15 protein-coding genes, 3 pseudogenes and 2 riboswitches are annotated in these 18,550 nt (G+C 37.7%); all 18 genes and pseudogenes read right to left on the reverse strand.

Features of this window, described 5'->3' with window-relative positions; genetic code table 11:
- Positions 1–379: 379 nt before the first annotated feature.
- A pseudogene (locus tag QUF86_RS28990) lies at positions 380–580 on the reverse strand (YjiH family protein); the annotation flags it as partial.
- 187 nt (positions 581–767) lie between these two features.
- Positions 768–1,718, reverse strand: a complete 951-nt coding sequence (locus QUF86_RS23230; protein WP_289335830.1) for a sugar phosphate isomerase/epimerase family protein — start codon at positions 1,716–1,718, stop codon at positions 768–770.
- 738 nt (positions 1,719–2,456) lie between these two features.
- The gene (locus tag QUF86_RS23235; protein WP_289335831.1) at positions 2,457–2,777 is read right to left on the reverse strand and encodes a DMT family transporter; all 321 of its coding nucleotides are present in this window, start codon (positions 2,775–2,777) and stop codon (positions 2,457–2,459) included.
- Between the two features lie 33 nt (positions 2,778–2,810).
- Positions 2,811–3,140 (reverse strand): DMT family transporter, encoded by a 330-nt coding sequence (locus QUF86_RS23240; RefSeq protein ID WP_289335832.1) that lies wholly within the window; start codon positions 3,138–3,140, stop codon positions 2,811–2,813.
- A 29-nt stretch (positions 3,141–3,169) separates the two neighbouring features.
- Positions 3,170–4,042: a Cof-type HAD-IIB family hydrolase gene (locus QUF86_RS23245; RefSeq protein WP_289316980.1), complete on the reverse strand. Its 873-nt coding sequence runs from the start codon at positions 4,040–4,042 to the stop codon at positions 3,170–3,172.
- A 123-nt stretch (positions 4,043–4,165) separates the two neighbouring features.
- On the reverse strand, positions 4,166–4,948 hold the full coding sequence (locus tag QUF86_RS23250; protein ID WP_289335833.1) for a DeoR/GlpR family DNA-binding transcription regulator: 783 nt from the start codon (positions 4,946–4,948) through the stop codon (positions 4,166–4,168).
- Positions 4,949–4,974: 26 nt separating this feature from the next.
- Positions 4,975–5,988 (reverse strand): ABC transporter ATP-binding protein, encoded by a 1,014-nt coding sequence (locus tag QUF86_RS23255; protein ID WP_289335834.1) that lies wholly within the window; start codon positions 5,986–5,988, stop codon positions 4,975–4,977.
- A 69-nt stretch (positions 5,989–6,057) separates the two neighbouring features.
- Positions 6,058–6,861, reverse strand: coding sequence for an ABC transporter permease (locus tag QUF86_RS23260; protein ID WP_289335835.1), 804 nt, complete (start codon positions 6,859–6,861; stop codon positions 6,058–6,060).
- Positions 6,858–7,712, reverse strand: a complete 855-nt coding sequence (locus tag QUF86_RS23265) for an ABC transporter permease (RefSeq protein WP_289316984.1) — start codon at positions 7,710–7,712, stop codon at positions 6,858–6,860. The genes QUF86_RS23260 and QUF86_RS23265 overlap by 4 nt, the downstream gene beginning before the upstream one ends.
- Before the next feature lie 116 nt (positions 7,713–7,828).
- A complete protein-coding gene (locus QUF86_RS23270; RefSeq protein ID WP_289316985.1) occupies positions 7,829–8,662 on the reverse strand; it encodes an alkaline phosphatase family protein in 834 nt (277 codons plus the stop codon).
- Positions 8,652–9,764, reverse strand: a complete 1,113-nt coding sequence (locus QUF86_RS23275; RefSeq protein ID WP_289316986.1) for an ABC transporter substrate-binding protein — start codon at positions 9,762–9,764, stop codon at positions 8,652–8,654. The genes QUF86_RS23270 and QUF86_RS23275 overlap by 11 nt, the downstream gene beginning before the upstream one ends.
- 581 nt (positions 9,765–10,345) lie before the next feature.
- A pseudogene (locus tag QUF86_RS23280) lies at positions 10,346–10,789 on the reverse strand (Tn3 family transposase); the annotation flags it as partial.
- Between the two features lie 199 nt (positions 10,790–10,988).
- Positions 10,989–11,153, reverse strand: a complete 165-nt coding sequence (locus tag QUF86_RS23285) for an aspartyl-phosphate phosphatase Spo0E family protein (RefSeq protein ID WP_289316987.1) — start codon at positions 11,151–11,153, stop codon at positions 10,989–10,991.
- Between the two features lie 234 nt (positions 11,154–11,387).
- Positions 11,388–12,176 (reverse strand): annotated as a pseudogene (gene glyA, locus QUF86_RS23290) (serine hydroxymethyltransferase); the annotation flags it as partial.
- A gap of 95 nt (positions 12,177–12,271) precedes the next feature.
- Positions 12,272–12,365, reverse strand: a riboswitch (glycine riboswitch).
- Positions 12,366–12,466, reverse strand: a riboswitch (glycine riboswitch). It lies immediately after the preceding riboswitch.
- A gap of 162 nt (positions 12,467–12,628) precedes the next feature.
- The gene (gene speB / locus QUF86_RS23295) at positions 12,629–13,630 is read right to left on the reverse strand and encodes an agmatinase (RefSeq protein WP_289335837.1); all 1,002 of its coding nucleotides are present in this window, start codon (positions 13,628–13,630) and stop codon (positions 12,629–12,631) included.
- Between the two features lie 428 nt (positions 13,631–14,058).
- Entirely contained in the window at positions 14,059–15,531 is a 1,473-nt protein-coding gene (locus tag QUF86_RS23300; protein ID WP_289335838.1) for an aldehyde dehydrogenase family protein, read from the reverse strand.
- Positions 15,532–15,800: 269 nt separating this feature from the next.
- Positions 15,801–16,979 carry an iron-containing alcohol dehydrogenase gene (locus tag QUF86_RS23305; protein WP_289335839.1) on the reverse strand — a complete coding sequence of 393 codons (1,179 nt, stop codon included), beginning with the start codon at positions 16,977–16,979 and terminating at the stop codon, positions 15,801–15,803.
- A gap of 89 nt (positions 16,980–17,068) precedes the next feature.
- Positions 17,069–18,541: an aldehyde dehydrogenase family protein gene (locus QUF86_RS23310; RefSeq protein WP_289335840.1), complete on the reverse strand. Its 1,473-nt coding sequence runs from the start codon at positions 18,539–18,541 to the stop codon at positions 17,069–17,071.
- Positions 18,542–18,550: the final 9 nt, after the last annotated feature.

Genomic DNA, 18,550 nt, shown 5'->3' on the forward strand with positions numbered 1-18,550 from the left:
TTAATTGAAAGTGGCTGGTTTAATGCGTTAGTTATTAATGTCTTCTTGACCTACGTATCCGTTACTTCAACAAGACATGCGACTCTTATTAAAGAACCGTGTGTTGAAAGTCTTAAAGCAAAGTGACAGTAATGATGGCAATCAAAAGAGTCTCTCTATTAAGAAGGGAATACTGAAAGAACTAATGAAATGGCTGTTAAAATGACTAACGCCAGGAACCATACTTGAGGTAAAACTTAAAGATACCTAATAACAGGGTTGGAATGGAAAGCTCAATGGTTGAAAAGAATGTGACATTAGATATCCAGATCGTTCACCACTAAAGCCAAGTGACATTTGCATATTATCAAGTTCCGAAATGCAGAGAAGACAGTATAACTGTTGCAATAGGCATTTCTACTACTAATAATGTAGGTAAGAACATTTCTGCTATCTCAATTGATACTGCTTTTGCTACAACCATTGGCTCAGGTATTTGAAGTAAGTACGAAAATGGATAGAATACATAGGCGATAATGTCAAAGACTGGTGTATAGTTCAAGTTCGCAATAATAAGTCCAATCAACCCAATAGAGAGCATAAGCTGGAACTGCTGCACTAATTTTAAACATATCACCTTTATATGAACAAATTTATACAACAATCAGCTATTTCGAAAAAATAACAATAGATTATGAGATAATTTAAGGCATCCTCTTCACTTTGTAAAAATGGGCAAGAGTAAGGCAATGAAGCTTTACTCTTGATCCCTGCTTTCTACATATTATTTATCGGCAATATTTTTCGCGTAAAGCAAGGGTATACTTAACCGATTGTTCTGTACCTTTTTCTTGATCTTCAATCATTTGTTCTAAAAGTTCTTTTGGAGGATAATAGTAATCCAATGGTTTAATGACACTTAAATCATAAGGAGGTTGTTCAACTTTGAAAGCTCCTTCTCCAACCGCAAATACTCCGCCTGCACCAAGCTCTCTCTTAAAATTGATGGCATATGGAAAACACATTTCAACGTTGATTCTAGTTAGGGTAGATTTCTCAACCAGTATTTTAAAACATTCTTCTGTATCAATATTGCCTGTGCCTACTGGTACACCACATACCCTATAATCCTCGCCATCATGAATGATAATATGATCTTTAAAATGGGTTGTGACTGCATATGGTGCTAATTTTCTTACAGCTTCAACCGGATCTTCCCATGCCATCATGCCGTTGCCCACATCACAATGAGCCCTAACCCAAGGGCTGTTGACTTCCTTAATAATTTGAATAACCTCATCTGTTAACTCTTCCTCATGATTTTCCACAGCTAGTTTTATCCTGTATTTCTCTAATAATGGTACAATTTGTTTGATATCTCCTGGTGCTTTTTTCAATCTTTTCGGATCATACTCTCCTAAGCATGTATACGTGCGAATCACATCCGCTCCGATTCTATGTGCTGCGTCAATGACCTCTTTTAGATGTTCCGGATCGCTTCCATTTGTGTCTATTTCAGCGAAAAATCCATACTTTTGAATTTCCTTTCTTACTCTCTCTAAATACTCCGGTTCAAATGATTCTAAAGTGCCCCATCCTGGCAACCCTGGCCATGGAACAATATTGATCATGACTCCGTCTAATCCCAATTCAGCTGTTTTTCTGATAAAACCGAAAATATCCATTCGACCTGTAATAAACTGCAAGTGATAGCTTTCTGTTTCTAATCCAATTTTCATTTTTTTACCCACCTTTAATTAATTATTTATTTCTTTTGTTTCTAAATTTTGTTGATTTTCTTTTTTCTTGTTTACGATTTTAACTAAATAACTACTAATAATAAAACCTATGACCGCGAATGCAATCATTGTTAAAAAGACATGTCTGTAGCCTTCCATTCCTGGAGATCGATCTAACATGCTTCCATATAGAATAAATGCAAACATAGAAGGGGGCATATCCTACTAAGCAGGCTATAGAAACTGCTGCACCACTTATTTCTCTCGGGATTCCTACTTCTTCAATAGGAGCAAAGAATACAGCTTTTTGAGTAATGATAATCGCACTGTAGGCGAAGAGGTTATACCAACATATACATTAAGAGCTTGATGAAGTAAGAGAATAAATATAATCATTCCGATGATCGATGCTGCAAAAACCCCCCTCAAATATTCAGATGGAGATTTGAACTTTTTATCAGCAAGAAATCGCCTACCGGTCCGCTTAACATACCATTTTGGTAATTTTGATGAGGTATACTAATCAATTTAAGCATACATGGAAGAATACAATTCTTTACCAATGGAGCCTAAATAGAATGACTCCCGTACCATACGGGAGTCATCTATTAGCTTCTTAAATTAAAGGTCTTTTTTTTTAGTCCTTTATCCAATCTTGAATAGTTTTCATATCTTCTCTCCTCCATTGGTATCGTACCTTTTTTCTTTATCCACTTATTCCTATTTAAAACTCTGATTTTAATGTCCAGAAGTCATTTTGATACCTATGGCCCCTGCAATGATACACATTATAAATAGGTTTAATCTTAAACTTCTGGGTTCATTAAAAAAGATCATTCCTGCTAAAACACTTCCAACTGAGCCGATACTGGTCCAGATTGCATAAGCAGTTCCCACTGGAAGAGAAGTTAATGACAAGGATAGAAAATAAAAGCTTAAACTCCCCAAAAAAAGGCACGCTACAGAGGGGAGCAATTTTTTAAACCCGTCTGCACGTTTCAGGCTTATAACACTACCAATCTCGGCAATTCCGGCAATAATAAGAAAAAACCAAGCCATTGAATCATCCCCTATATAAATCAGTTCAATTCTTTAATGTTCAGGTTGTGCTGGATTGACTTTTATTCCAATTATACCCAATATCATTAAAGCCATAAAAAATACTTTCAGTGGATTAATGGTCTCACCCAAAAAAAGCATCCCAGTTACTACAGTTCCCACTGTTCCCAGTCCAGTGAAAATGGCGTAACCAGTTCCTAAGGGTATTGAATGTAAAGCTTTTGAAAGTAAAAAGAAACTAAAGATAATAATAACAACCGTTACTGTACTAGGTATAATTTTGGTGAATCCGTGTGAATATTTAAGACCGATCACCCAGACAATTTCCAAAAGTCCTGCCATTATGATATATATCCATGCCATTTTATCGCTCTCTCCTTTGGCATTGACACTTATTTTTGAACCACGAAGTTCTCCATATATCGATAAATCGCATAAGCTACCCCATTTTCATCATTTTTAAGGGTTGTCGTTGTACAAACAGTTTTTATGACATCTTTTGCATTTCCCATCGCTACGCTGTATCCAACTTTCTGGAACATGGATAAATCATTGTTGCTGTCCCCGATTGCCATAGCCTTATCTAATGAGCCATTCATCAAGAAAGCCAATTTTTCAAGGGCCATTCCTTTTGAAGCTCTTTTACTAGTAATTTCAATGTTATGATCAGCAGATGAAACAACCATCAACTCATCAAACTTTTTGAATTGGTTCCAGGCTTCCTCTAATTTCTTTTCATCAAAAGAACATGCTAAAATGTTATAAAATTCTTCCTCCTTTTTTAAGATATCATGATAGTTTTCAACTAAAACATATCCAAACTGGTCAAATTGCCTTTCCGCTATTTCAACTAATTCTTTCATATCTGGATTCAAATCTGCGCTTTTCAAACTTTTAATCTCATTATGGAAATGTTCTCTTCCCTTTTTAAGAGTATAAATGGCCTTATCAGTAAACACTTCGTAATAATAATTCCGTTCATCTAACCATTGGAGAATAGATTCGACACGATCTTTAGTTATCGTAATAGAAGAAATGCACTTTGCGCTTTTTGAATGAATGGTTGCGCCATTTGTCCCGATTATAAATGGGGAAATCCCCGCTTTTTCACATATTGTTTGAACGTCAAAATATGCCCGTCCTGTTGAAATAACTACTTCAAAGCCTCTATTTTGGGCATATTGAATCGCCTTTATATTTTCTTCACTAATTTCATTCTGATCGTTTAATAATGTTCCGTCTAAATCTATCGCAATGAAACTCATGCTATATAGCTCCTTTTCTCATTCTATCTATTAATTTCTTTCTAGCTTTTTACCAGCTATCAATAAAAATACAATCAAAAAAGAGAGTATCCCCTCTTCCATCTCGATATATCCTTTTATGGGCTATGCTTGAATCCAATTGACTTCCCTTAATTTTGAATCATTTCTCCATTCCTCTGGAAATGGTTTCTCGCAGACAATCACATCTACTTTTTCTAGAGGACAAACTTTACAAAAGGTGTCGACACCAATTTTAGAGTAATCCGTTAGCAATATAACTTGCTTTGATACCTCGACCATCTTGCGTGAAACTAATGTTTCACGTAAATGATAATTACTAACACCACTTTGAATGGAAACACCACCAGCTGAAATGAACGCTTTATCAATATTAAATTGATTTAACATTTGTTCAGTGAGACCCCCGCATATAGATTGATGCTTTGGATCAATTTGTCCTCCTAGTAATAGAATTTGTCCTGTAAACTTATTTTGATTGAGCAATTCGGTTAACACGGACGACACAGGAAGAGAATTGGTTAAAATGGTAATGTCTTTTTTATTTTCAATACACTGGGCAAATTCAAGCATGGTTGTACCCACATCAATGGCAATCACATCTCCGTTGGAAATGAGTTCTACTGCTTTTTTCCCAACCTTGATTTTCGCTTCTTGATTCACCGTTGTACGCTGTGTAAATGGAGGCTCCTCAAATTCAAAGACTGTTTTAATCGCTCCACCGTAAACCCTCTTTAACAGTCCTTTTTCCTCTAATATCATCAAATCGCGTCGAATCGTTTCCTCTGAAACATTAAATTGATCAACTAATTCGATAACTTTTACTTTTCCCATTTTGTTAAGTTCTTTTAAAATTTCATTCTTTCTTTCTTCGGGTAAAACAGACATATTTCTCCCCCTCGATCATTAAGAAATTATAAAATAATGCATTCTTTCTTCGGTACAAGAATATGAACTCGTGCTCCTTGCTCAAACATTTCCCCACGGTGGTGAAGATAGTCTACATGAAAAGCGGACTCCTCTGTTTCTACTTCATATCTTAAAATATTCCCTGCCATGGAAACATCTTTAATAAACCCATTAATTTCCCAGTTCCCTTGTAAGTCCAAGCTGTCCTCACCAACAGAAACTAATTGTAAAACTTCTGGACGAATGGCGACTTCATTCCCTTTTAATTCTGTGGTGCGAACAAGTTTACGGAAAACTTCCATATTACAGACATTATAATTCCCGATAAATTTTGCAACAAATGTATTGACTGGAGAAGTATAAATTTCTGATGGAGAACCGGATTGTACAACTTGTCCTTTATTCATGACAAAAATTCGATCAGACATCGTCATTGCTTCTTCCTGATCATGTGTAACAAAAATAGTTGTAATATCTAATTCTTTCTGTATTCTCTTTAATTCTTTTTGCAGACTTTTTCTAATTTTAGCATCCAATGCGCTTAACGGCTCATCCAGAAGCAGTACTTTCGGCTCCATGACAAGCGCACGGGCAAGAGCAACCCTCTGCTGTTGTCCACCAGATAATTGATGAGGATAAGACTCTTCTTTTCCTATTAAATCAACCATATCAATCATATTTTTCACTTTTGACTTAATATTTTTTACCTTCTTCATTTTAAGGCCGTACGCGATATTATCAAAAACGTTCATATTCGGGAAAAGCGCATAAGACTGAAACACCATACCGACTTCACGCTGACGCGGTGATAAATCAGTAATATCTTTTCCATCAATTAAGATTCTTCCTACATCAACATCTTCAAGTCCCGCAATGGAACGTAATAATGTACTTTTTCCGCACCCGCTTTGCCCAAGAAGTGTAGCAAATTCACCTTTTTTTAATGTTAATGAAATATTATTTAAAACGACTTGATTTTCATATCCCTTAGTAACTTGGTCGATGGTTACATAGCTCATTAGTTTTCACCTTCTAAAGTAGTATTTTTATGACGGTATTTTTCTTAAAAAAATGAAGGAATTCGCTTCTTATTTTGACACCATAGGATTTTTTTTGTTTCTAAACGTAAGCTTTAATACAGTCCCCGTTAAAAGTAAAATCATTGAATAATAAGTAATAACAATTGCACTTGTTAAGTGACCACTGCTGTTTAGTTTGTCGGATAGATAAATTTGAAGGGTTTCAAATCGGCCCCCGACAAGCAAATTGGCAAAAGCAAACTCACTAAATAAAAGAGAGACTGATAATAAGGTAGACACTAAAATTCCAGATATAATATTTGGAAACACCACTGTACGAAACGCATTGAATTTTGTGGCACCGAGTAATTCAGCTGCATCAACAAGTTGTACTGCATTAAGCGTACGAAGGCTGTTACGAATTCCTTGATACATAAATGGTAGAATGGTTATGAAATAAGCACCAATTAAAATCCAAGGTGTTCCGGCAATTTGAATCGGTCCAGCAGAATATAGCTTGATTAACCCAACAGCTCCAACAATGGGAGGAACTCCATAAGGAAGCATGGCTGCGGCTTGGAGCAATCCTTCCCATTTACTGAAATATACCGTGATAATAAAAATTGTCGGAAGCATAATAACAACACTAAGACCTACTGACATGACAATTAAAAACAGCGTTCGTCGAAAAGCATCATAAAACCGTTCATCTTGAAACAATTCAATATACCATTTCATTGTATAACTCTCAGGTAAAATGGTATGATCCCATTTACCAGCGATCGAGAATAAAAGTGTTCCTACAAGCGGAATTAATAAATATATAACTAGTAATCCAACAAACAATTTATGAAAAGTCAATGAAGACTTCATCGTAAATCCCTCCTAACGCTACGCATCATTCGTTCATTGAACCACATCGCCCCTATCATGGTCGTTGCTAGAAGAACTCCCAAAGCACTACCTAGCTGCGGCTTTAATGCAACGTCACTAGCAACTAGAGAAGCAATTTGCAATGACAATATGTTATAGTTGCTGCCGACCAATGCATAGGCTGTAGCGTAGGCTCCCATCGCATTAGCAAACAAAATACTGAATGTACCTACAATACTAGGTAAAAGAACTGGAACCCCTATTCGAAGCCAAAATGAAAATGTTGACCCTCCTAATAATGAAGAGGCTTCTTTCCATTGTTGTTTAATTCCTTGATAAGACGGGTAAATGAGCATAACGGCAAGCGGAATTTGAAAATAAATATAAACAAGAATGAGGCCTGTCCAGGAATATAAATTAAAATCTGCAAACAGGTCCCAACCAATCTTGGCAAAAAGCAACGTAAACAACCCATTGTTTCCAAGTAATATAATATATGAAAATGAAAGGGGAATCCCTTCAAAGTTCGACGTCATATTGGTAATCATCAGTAGTCTGTTTTGTATTTTTTGAGAGAACTTTGTAAACGAATAGGCTGCAATGACTGCTACAATCACAGAAGTTATAGCAGAAAATAAGGAAATGACAAGGCTATTTTTAATGGCTTGTAAGTAAAATTCACTTTTAAATATGGTTAAGTATTGATTAATCGTAACTTGAATTCCATCATCTGCATAAAAACTATTTTTAATCATTGCCACTAATGGTCCTATTTCAAATCCAATCACAAACATAATAAATGGCAGTAAAAGAGCTAATAAGTAAACTTTTTGTTTTTTTATTTTTCGCAAGACTTCTCGCTCCCCTATGTTCTCTAACAATTTGGGAATTGGTCTAACAGTACATTCGTTAAACCAATTCCAGTCAATCTTCATTCTTCATTTTAATGTTGAATAGTGTATATTTTTTAAAGGGTAACTTTTCCTTTCAGACCTGGAAATTGATATGAAATCATTTTATCGGACGGCTCAATATTTAATAGTTCACAAACGAGAGGTGCAAAAGCTAATTGCGGAACCACTTCACCATAAACGCCAGGCTCAACTTTTGGACTAATGATAAAGAGCGGTACATCACGTTCACCATCAGTTATGCCGCCATGGTTGCCATATTCACTCATGCCATGATCCGATGTAATTAATATGTGGTAACCTTCTTTGATCCAAATTGGCAAAAGTTGTGCCAACAAGCTTCCCATTTTTAGGATTTGCTCACGATATTCTTTTGATTCCGAGCCAAAAATTTCTCCTTTTACATCTACACCGAGCGGATGAATATATAAAAAGTGAGGGTCATACTTTCTGCGTAAAGCTTCTGCATCCATTAACACATGACTATCTGGATAGTCATCGTCCCAATAAAATTTTCCGTATTGAATAGGATTGGATGTATCTTCTTGCTCACGGTCTTCAATAAAATGGAATGGCGCACGATTATAAAGTTCGCTTACCCAGTAATAGGATACTGTTCCGTTTCTTAACCCGTTTTCTTTCGTAAGATGAAAGAGACTTTTCTCAGTAGATAAACGAACGGCTTGATTGGACGTAATCCCATTCATTGAAGCCGGCGTACCTGTTAACAACACTTCATATAATGGACGGGAAAGACTTGGAAGCTCCGACTTAACTTTGTAAAGTGACGCTTGATTCGTTTCAACTAAATGCTGAATAAATCCCAGCGCTTCGCATGCTTTATCGTATCTCATACCATCAACAACAATTGCTATTACTTTATTTGACATGGACTAACACCTCTTCTTGCCAAATCTGCGGTAAATTTTTAGCCGTTTCTTCCCAAGCTTTGTAATCTTCAATTGGTTTTGCATTTTTGTACTGTTCTTCTGGAACCATTTTTTCAGCTACTTCTTTCGGAAGTTCTACATCGCGAATTGGACGGGCAAATCCTTTAGCTAAATTAATTTGTCCTTCATCGCTTAAGATATATTCTCTAGTTGCCATCGCCGCATGCGGATGCTTTGCAAATTTGTTAATAATAGTTGCGTAGCCGCTTACGACTGAACCTTCAGTTGGAATGGTGACTTCAAATTGATCGCGGTTAATTTGGTCAGCGTAACCAAGAGCATTGAAATCCCAAACAAGGGCAACTTCCACTTCCCCTTTTTCGATGTTAGCCGGCTTGGCATCAGTTAAGCTAAGGCGGCCTTGCTTGGCAAGCTTAGCAAAAAAGTCAATTCCTGGTTGGAGATTTGTTTCATCACCGCCGTTAGCGATAGCGGCAGCAAGTACGGCCATTTGATTCTGTGTACCACGCTGAACATCTCCAACAGTTACTTTATAATCCCCTTTTAATATGTCATCCCAAGATTTAGGCGGGTTATCTACTAATTCTTTATTAGTAAAGAATGCAATCGTTCCTTGGTAGCCAACAACCCAATCTCCATTGTCATCTTTTGCCCACTCAGGTACCTCGTCCCAATAGGAAGTTTTATATGGCATCGTTAATTTTTTTTGTTCCGCGATTGGCCCAAAGGAAATCCCTACATCGCCGATATCAGCTGTTGCACTCTCTCCTTCAGATTCCATTTTGGCAATCTCTTCGGCACTGGACAAATCTGTATCATTGTGTTTCAATGTATATTTTTTCATCACTTCATTCCAAGTTTCTCCCCAGTTAGCCCATGAATCAGGCATACCGACACTATTAATAGTCCCCTCTTCTTTTGCCTTTGTTTCAATTTCTTTCAGGGTTAACGAACTTGGATCCTTAACCACTGGAGCAGCCTCCTCATTAGTAGCTCCACAAGCAGCTAATCCCAGTACACTCACTCCTAACATCACAGCTTGAATAGACTTGTAACAATTCTTCTTGAATGTGCGATTCATAAAAAGTGCCTCCATTTAGTGTGGAATCTTTAATGTTTATTACTGTTTGTTACGGTTTAATCATAATCTGAAAACATTAATTCCACATAAACCAAATATTAAGATTTTGTAAATCAGCTCTTTATTTCTCCAACTCATCAGCTTTTATCTTCATAAGTATTAACAACAGTCCGCAAACAGGATCAAGTAAATGCAAGTCTATAAAAGAGAAATGTGAACAACTTTTATTCAAACATATCACCCTTTTACCTCTCTTTTTAGCTCGACGTTAACAAAGCTCCCGGTTAGCTAAATAACTTTTCATGCAAAAAACTCTCTTGATACAAGAGAGTTTTACATAGATTTTATTAAACAGATAGAATTATCAATGTGGCTATAAATAATAATTGTTTTGGGCGGAGTTTTCTGGAAGGTAAATTTTACTGGAATCATAAAATTATGACAGGGATTCCTTCTTTATAGCTTTAGGTTTAGGATGGCAGATATTTTAGGATATTGGCTCTGATCATGCCTTTACTGTTAATAATGCAATAGATTAAAAATAATAAGTATTTTATCAATGATTGAAGGTGTTTCGTTCCGTCCCCTTGTTTCCCAAAGAAAATAGTTCTTGTGACTCCATTCATGGCTTCTCCTTTGTTTAAGCCTTTTTGAATCTTTTTTCTTAAAAGTTCACTAGTAAGGTAATTAAGAATAAAAATAGTCTTTTCGATTCAACCCATTTCACGTAAAGCTGCAGCCAAACTGTTTTGCCTAGAGTTAGAGTCTATTTCCCCCTTAATAAGTGATGCTGAGATAGTACCTTCTTTTATAGAATGAGCTAATCGTAAAACACCTCATAATTTTCTTTAATAATTTTTATAGTTATTTGGCCACGTAAAATGGACCCTTAATTTGAATACCCGCTTGCTTTCTCTTATGAAAAAAGCTTTGAATCTGACAAATCTCTGATTCTTGGTACAGCTAAAGCCCAATAGGTGAGTTAATCCAAAAATTTGATCTGTATAGCCAGCAATATCGGTGAATAGCCGGTTTGAAATAAAATAAATAATCGTTAAGTAACCATTTTAAAAGAACACAGTTAGTATATTCATACATTCTAATTCAATTAAAAAAATCCCTGTTATTCAACGGGGACAATGAAATAAGAGAGATATTTATTTGGTATTTGACACAAAAACTGTGACGGAAAGAGTGTAGGGAAAGATTTCGCAGAATAATGGATCAGTTGAATTTAATTATTTGATATTTATACAACCATTCATCTAACTCTTGACTAGTTTTAATCGTATCGGAATGAGAAAGTCCTTTTAACATTCCGATGACAATCAAACGGCCTTTCAAATAATTAATCTTAGTTTCTATTTCTGATAGTAATTTTGTGTTCATTACTTCGCCCCTGTTAATTTGTATAATTGTTCTAATGATACTGACGATTAACATTATAAATGAGTAGATGCTGTCTACTTGAGCGGGTTAAGTCTACTTTATATGTCTTCTTCAACTACACTACTTTTTCAATACCCCTTTAATTTATCCACCCTTTTCTTTAAAAAAAACAAAAACAATCAATGTGATTATGCATATATCAAAAAGACTCTCTAATTCTATTCCCAAGCATTCAGCAACTGCTTTTGCTGCAATGTATGCATAAGTGGACCGCCTTGAATTCCTGGGAATACGGATTAATTAATCGCTTTGATAATTACTTCATCGTTCGTTAAAATGATGCCCCCCGCGGTCCTCTTAATGATTTATGAGTGGTACTTGTCACAACATCTGCATATGGGATTGGGGATGGGTGAAGACCAGCCGCCACCAGCCCTGCTATATGAGCCATATCCACCATAAGTTTTGCTCCAACTCGATCGGCTATTTCTCTAAATCGAGCAAAATTAATCGTTCTTGGGTAGGCACTTATCCCTTCAATAATCAATTTAGGTTTTTCTTTCTTTGCTATTGCTTCCAACTCATCTAATCAATCAATTGGGTATCTTCTCTAACTCCATAAGAAACAACTTCAAACCATTTTCCTGAAACACTGACTGGACTTCCATGAGTTAAGTGGCCGCCATGTGAAAGGTTCATTCCCATCACTTTATCACCAGGCTGAAGCAGTGAGAAAAAACCACTAAATTTGCTTGTGCACCTGAGTGAGGCTGAACATTTGCATATTTAGCTCCAAACAGCTTTGTTAAGCGCTCAATAGCTGCTTGTTCTACCACATCGACAAATTCACATCCGCCATAATAACGTTTTCCTGGATAACCCTCTGCATATTTATGCCCATAGCTTCTAATACTCTTGGCTGACGAAGTATTCTGATGAAATCAACTCTAGTGTTTGATGTTGCCGTTTCCGTTCGTTTTCAATTGCCTCAAAAATGGTTCGATCATATTTCTGCAAGCTCATTCTTATTTCCTTCTCTGTTTAGATAACTGCTGCCACTCCATAACATGTCCCCTGGTTTTGCACGCAAAACAGGACAGAAAAGGGTAATGGCAACATTCCCTTCTCTGTCCTTTTACCTGAGAGTTTAACTCTATACTGAAAAGAGTCTTCCCCTTTGGTGGCGTTTTAAAAACGCACTCTCCAGAGTTGCGTCCCATTGTGGTTCTTTTACCTGAGAGATTTGTTCCAAGGGTTTTTTTGGAACTTGCTCCTTGGTGGCTGTCTATATTGCACTCTCCCACAATCGTCATCCACTATATATATTTGAACACTCTATATGTTTACTATTGAAGATTATTTCTATAATTGTTTTTTATGGAATCTCCTCTTTATTTATACATATTCAGGAAACTAAGAAAAGAAAAACGGAGGAAAGTCATTTTATATCAGCAAACGCTTTCAAATTTAATAGACTAATGCTTCTTTATGAAGTTCTGCTCTTGATGATCGCTGATTATATCCTGGTTTTTCTCTTTTTCTTTCAAAACATAACTAAGCAAGTCTAATGAGAGACGCGCTGCTACTTGTCCAGTTATTCCAGCATGGTCGTAAGGAGTAGCTACTTCTACCATATCAAAACCGATTACTTCTCCTCTTTTTGCAATTCCATGGAGTAATTCATTGACTTCATCATAAAGCAGGCCTCCAGGAGAAGGTGTGCCTGTCGCAGGGGCGATCGATGGGTCGAGACCATCAATGTCCATGGTAATATAATATTTTTCACCTGCTGGAATAAGTTCCAGAACCTGTTCAAATCCCATCTTTCTCATTTGGCGGGGAGACAAGATGACACTTCCGTATTCTCTGGCAGCATCGACATCTTCTTTTTTACTGCTGCTGATTCCACGAATGCCCAATTGGAAAATCTTTTGAACATGATTCATTTCCGATAAGCGGCGGATGCAGCTTCCATGTCCAACCCGCATTCCTGAACGGTGATCTGCCCAGTCTAAATGTGCATCAATCTGGATCACATGAAATGGCCCGAGTTCACCCAAGCCCTTTCCTACTGGAATTGTAATGGAATGATCTCCACCTAATACAACCGGCATTGCACCTTTTGAAACTATTTTTCGAATGGCTCCTTCCGTATTATCATGGGATTGCATCATATCCCCATGTACCATGTCCACATCGCCGCAATCAACGACTTTCCATTTCGGGCCAAGATACATGATATCATTTTCAATATCATAGGCACCATCTAACCCGAAACTATATAATGTAGAGCCTTCACGAATTCCCCTTGGACCCATTCTTGCGCCTGACTTCCATTGTGTTCCCATATCATTTGGAACTCCAATGACAGCAACATCTGCGTCTAACTGGTCTAAATCAGGACATACGGGATATTTCCCGAAAGTACAGATTCCGGTAAAAGGTAAATTAAGATGTTGTTTTTTATTATTCGACATGAACTTTTCCTCCCACTTGTATTACGTTCTTCGAAAATAATATAGATGCAAGCTTCATGCCATCCTATAAAACTAGGTAAAACTGAATAGTGTTATCAATAATGACTACCAGGAACCAACATATTTTCTGATTACTCGAAACTCCTTAGTAAACGCCACAGAGAAAGGAGCACAGGGAATATAAATTCATATCAGTAAAATATTATTCTTGTCTTATTTAGGTTTTAAATAAGACAAATCTTGATGAACTGGCTTTTTACTCGTAAAATAAACACTTAGGAATCTGTTCCAGCCCATCTTCAGAAATAATATTTGAAATTAAAATATTTGCGAATTTCAAAAAAATGCTTCCTCTATTATTAGTCATACATTTTTTCGAGGTGTGCATACTCACTCTCTTTTACTCATTTATCTCTACTTCTCAATTTTTAATGATCAAACCACTTGGTTGGCTCCACTTCTAGATTAATGTTGATTTGTTTTACCTCACTGAACTCATCTAAACCAAAAGTTCCTAATCCACGGCCAATTCCGCTCTGCTTATAGCCTCCCCACGGCGCTTCATTGTAGGCTAGATTATAGGCATTAATCCATGTAATTCCGGCTCTTATTTTCTTAATCACTCTTAAAGCCTTAGCACCATCTTGTGAAAATACACCAGCTGCAAGGCCATATGGCGTATCATTGGCAAGCTGGATGGCTTCCGCTTCGTCCTTAAACTTTTGAACGGTAAGGACTGGCCCGAATATTTCTTCCTGAACAATTCTCATGTCAGGTTTGGTATCGACAAATATCGTCGGCTCAACAAAATAACCATTTTCCAGCCCATCGCTTGTGATACGCTTGCCGCCACAGGCTAATTTCGCCCCTTCTTCTATGCCAAGTTGAATATATTTAAGTACCTCATTCATATGTTCTTCACTAACAAGTGCGCCCATTTCTGTAGACGGTTTATCACCAGGACCGACTCGGATCTTTTTTGCTTTCTCTATCAGTCTATTGATAAACTCGTCGTGAATGCTCTCTTCAAGCAGCAAACGCGATCCTGCATTACAAACTTGACCGGCGTTTACAAAAATCCCATATAAAGCATAATCGACTGCTGTCTCAAAGTCTGCGTCGGCGAAAACGATGTTAGGTGACTTGCCGCCTAATTCGAGTGCAATGTTTTTAATATTTCCAGCTGCTGTTTTCATGATGCTTCTGCCCGTTGATGTGCTCCCAGTGAATGAAACCATATCGACTTTATCGCTTTCCGCTATTTCATTTCCTACGGTTCCTCCACCGCCCATCACTAGATTGGCAACACCATCTGGTATGCCAACTTCTTTGATAATCTCAAACAATTTGGTAGTGGTAACCGGAGTTACCCCTGCTGGTTTAAATACAATCGTATTTCCTGCTGCAAGGGCAGGGGCGATTTTCCAAGCTCCCGTCAGCAAAGGAAAATTCCACGGAGCTATCAGTCCGCATACCCCTACCGGCTCTCGAACAACCATGGCCTGTACTGGAGCGGAAACGGGATATGTTTGGCCATCCGGTTTTGTGACTAAACCGCCATAGTAGCGAAAACAATCTGCTGCGTCAGCAATGTCAAACTCTGACTCTTTAAGAGGTTTTCCGGTATTTGCTGTTTCAAGTTGGCTAAGCTCCGAGGCGTTTTCTTCAATCTTTTCCGCTATTTTAAATAAGTAGGCAGCCCGCTCAGAAGCCGGTAAGTCCGACCAAATCCCAGAATCAAATGCCAGTCGTGCTGCATCAATGGCCATCTTTGCATCTTCTGCATTTCCGCTGGGTGCCTCTGCAATGATCTTGCCGTTTGCGGGGTTTACAACATTACTCTTTTGTTTACTTAAAGAATCCATCCATTCACCGTTAATAAACATTTTCAACTTATGCAATTTGGAAAACCTCCAGTTCGTTATTCTTCCCTTTAGCAATCTCATATCCATAAATAGCTAATAATGATCTGTAACAGGTTTGGTCATACGCATGCTTTCTGTAAACCATGGTGGCCACCGAATTAAAACTCCTATCAAGCTGGCCACCAATTCAAAAAATTTTGTTCCACATTCATTTAGTATTGAGTCAATTTAGATCTTTGCTCTATAATTGAAGATTTTGAAATTAGCTCCTATATTTCCAGGAACCGTTTACATGATTATCAATCTTAAATTAATGTTGTGTTTTTCACTTCATATGTGTTTTTAAATAATTCCAAATAATCTTCGCGTGTCAATTCCCGTGAATTAGTCTGTGTACACAAATGAACCGCTGCCCCTTCAGCTAGGAAAGGGAAATCTTCAGGTCTGACATTACTCAGATCTCGAAAGTTAGGAATGCCAATTTTTCTTGCAAGCTCTTTTAACAATACAACACCTTCATGGGCCGTTTCTTCTATTGTTTTACCTCCTCTATATGCTCCAAGCTTTGTAGCAACAATGGCATGCTTCTCGGGGTTTGATGGAATATTAAACTCAAACACATGTGGAAGAAAAATGGAATTCGCAACTCCATGCGGAGTATCATAAAGTCCTCCAAGTGGTTCAGCCATAGCATGTACTGCACCAAGATCCGAGTTATCAAATGCTATACCTGCAATTAAACTGGCTACGAGCATATTTTTCCGTGCCTCTAAGTTATTGCCATTTTCCACAGCTAAAGGAAGATACTTAGCAATTAATTCAATTGCATAAAGGCTGAGAGCATCTGAAATTGGTTCGGCAACATTGCAAGTATAAGCTTCTATAGCATGTGTAAGTGCATCCATTCCTGTAGCAGCAGTTATAGATTTCGGAAGAGTTAGAGTTAATTCAGGATCCAAAATTGCCAATTTTGGAGCCAATTTAATATCAAGTATAGCCTCTTTTTGTTTTGTAACTGTATCTGTAATAACAGAGCCTGTTGTAACCTCACTACCAGTACCTGAAGTTGTGGGGATACATATGAGTGGAGTTATTTCTCGCTCTAGTAAATTTACACCGTAACGATTTTTAAGTTCTCCTCCATGTGTTAAAAGTGTACCGATTGCTTTTGCTGAATCCATTGAACTGCCGCCCCCAAGACCAATCAATAGATCTATTTTCTCGTCTTTAAATTGTTGATAGGCTCTTTGGCAGTCTACATCTTTCGGATTAGGAGTGATATTATCAAAGACAATATAATTGACCCCTTCTTGATCTAACGAATTTATAACCTTTTGTAAAATCCCAGTTTGCGCCAGTCCCTTATCAGTAATAAGAAGAGCCTTTTTTCCACCTAGCTCTTTTGCCCTTTTCCCAATATTTTTAACTTTTCCGTTCCCGAACTCTATAGATGTAGGTAGATTGAAATTAAAATCCCATAGCATAATTAATTTCCCCTTTCAATTTTTCAAATAGCGTAAATATCGGACAATGATTCACTCTCTTTTACTCGCTTATCTCTACTTATCAATTTTTAATGATCAAACCACTTGGTTGGCTCCACTTCTAGATTAATGTTGATTTGTTTTACCTCACTGAACTCTTCTAAACCAAAAGTTCCTAATCCACGGCCAATTCCGCTCTGCTTATAGCCTCCCCACGGGGCTTCATTGTAGGCAAGATTATAGGCATTAATCCATGTAATTCCGGCTCTTATTTTCTTAATCACTCTTAAAGCCTTCGCACCATCTTGTGTAAATACACCTGCTGCGAGGCCATATCGCGTATCATTGGCAATCTGGATGGCTTCCACTTCGTCCTTAAACTTTTGAACGGTAAGGACTGGCCCGAATATTTCTTCCTGAACAATTCTCATGTCAGGTTTGGTATCAACAAATATCGTCGGCTCAACAAAATAACCATTTTCCAGCCCATTGCTTGTAATACGCTTGCCGCCGCAGGCTAATTTTGCCCCTTCTTCTATGCCAAGTTGAATATATTTAAGTACCTTATTCATATGTTCTTCACTGACAAGGGCGCCCATTTCTGTAGACGGTTTATCACCAGGACCGACTCGGATCTTTTTCGCTTTCTCTATCAGTCTATCGATAAACTGATCGTGAATGCTCTCTTCAAGCAGCAAACGCGATCCTGCATTACAAATTTGACCGGCGTTTACAAAAATCCCATATAAAGCATAATCCACTGCTGTCTCAAAATCTGTATCGGCGAAAATGATATTAGGTGACTTGCCGCCAAGTTCGAGTGCAATGTTCTTAATATTTCCTGCAGCTGTTTTCATGATGCTTCTGCCCGTTGAGGTGCTGCCAGTGAATGAAACCATATCGACTTTATCACTTTCCGCTATCTCATTTCCTACGGTTCCCCCAACACCCATCACGAGATTGGCAACGCCATCTGGTATGCCAACCTCTTTAATAATCTCAAATAATTTAACAGTGGTATTCGGCGTTACCTCGGATGGTTTAAACACCAATGTATTTCCTGCTGCAAGGGCAGGGGCGATTTTCCAAGCTCCCGTAAGCAAAGGAAAATTCCACGGAGCTATCAGTCCGCATACCCCTACCGGCTCTCGAACAACCATCGCCTGTACTGGAGCGGAAACGGGATATGTTTGTCCATCCGGTTTTGTGACTAAACCGCCATAGTAGCGAAAACAATCCGCTGCGTCAGCAATGTCAAACTCTGACTCTTTAAGAGGTTTTCCGGTATTTGCTGTTTCAAGTTGGCTAAGCTCCGAGGCGTTTTCTTCAATCTTTTCCGCTATTTTAAATAAGTACGAAGCCCGCTCCGAAGCCGGTAAGTCCGACCAAATCCCAGAATCAAATGCTAGTCGTGCTGCATCAATGGCCATCTTGGCATCTTCTGCATTTCCGCTGGGTGCCTCTGCAATGATCTCACCGTTTGCGGGGTTTACAACATTACTCTTCTGTTTACTTAAAGAATCCATCCACTTACCGTTTATAAACATTTTCAACTTATGCAATTTGATAAA

Source organism: Peribacillus sp. NJ11 (assembly GCF_030348405.1).
In the GTDB taxonomy this organism is placed as follows: Bacteria; Bacillota; Bacilli; order Bacillales; family DSM-1321; genus Peribacillus.

What these genes read in the sequence shown, in the direction of transcription:
- QUF86_RS23255 (WP_289335834.1), bottom strand. Translation starts at nt 5,988, where the DNA reads ATGAGCTATGTAACCATCGACCAAGTTACTAAGGGATATGAAAATCAA.
- QUF86_RS23260 (WP_289335835.1), bottom strand. Translation starts at nt 6,861, where the DNA reads ATGAAGTCTTCATTGACTTTTCATAAATTGTTTGTTGGATTACTAGTT.
- QUF86_RS23245 (WP_289316980.1), bottom strand. Translation starts at nt 4,042, where the DNA reads ATGAGTTTCATTGCGATAGATTTAGACGGAACATTATTAAACGATCAG.
- QUF86_RS23270 (WP_289316985.1), bottom strand. Translation starts at nt 8,662, where the DNA reads ATGTCAAATAAAGTAATAGCAATTGTTGTTGATGGTATGAGATACGAT.
- QUF86_RS23240 (WP_289335832.1), bottom strand. Translation starts at nt 3,140, where the DNA reads ATGGCATGGATATATATCATAATGGCAGGACTTTTGGAAATTGTCTGG.
- speB (WP_289335837.1), bottom strand. Translation starts at nt 13,630, where the DNA reads ATGTCGAATAATAAAAAACAACATCTTAATTTACCTTTTACCGGAATC.
- QUF86_RS23285 (WP_289316987.1), bottom strand. Translation starts at nt 11,153, where the DNA reads ATGAACACAAAATTACTATCAGAAATAGAAACTAAGATTAATTATTTG.
- QUF86_RS23235 (WP_289335831.1), bottom strand. Translation starts at nt 2,777, where the DNA reads ATGGCTTGGTTTTTTCTTATTATTGCCGGAATTGCCGAGATTGGTAGT.
- QUF86_RS23250 (WP_289335833.1), bottom strand. Translation starts at nt 4,948, where the DNA reads ATGTCTGTTTTACCCGAAGAAAGAAAGAATGAAATTTTAAAAGAACTT.
- QUF86_RS23305 (WP_289335839.1), bottom strand. Translation starts at nt 16,979, where the DNA reads ATGCTATGGGATTTTAATTTCAATCTACCTACATCTATAGAGTTCGGG.
- QUF86_RS23230 (WP_289335830.1), bottom strand. Translation starts at nt 1,718, where the DNA reads ATGAAAATTGGATTAGAAACAGAAAGCTATCACTTGCAGTTTATTACA.
- QUF86_RS23275 (WP_289316986.1), bottom strand. Translation starts at nt 9,764, where the DNA reads ATGAATCGCACATTCAAGAAGAATTGTTACAAGTCTATTCAAGCTGTG.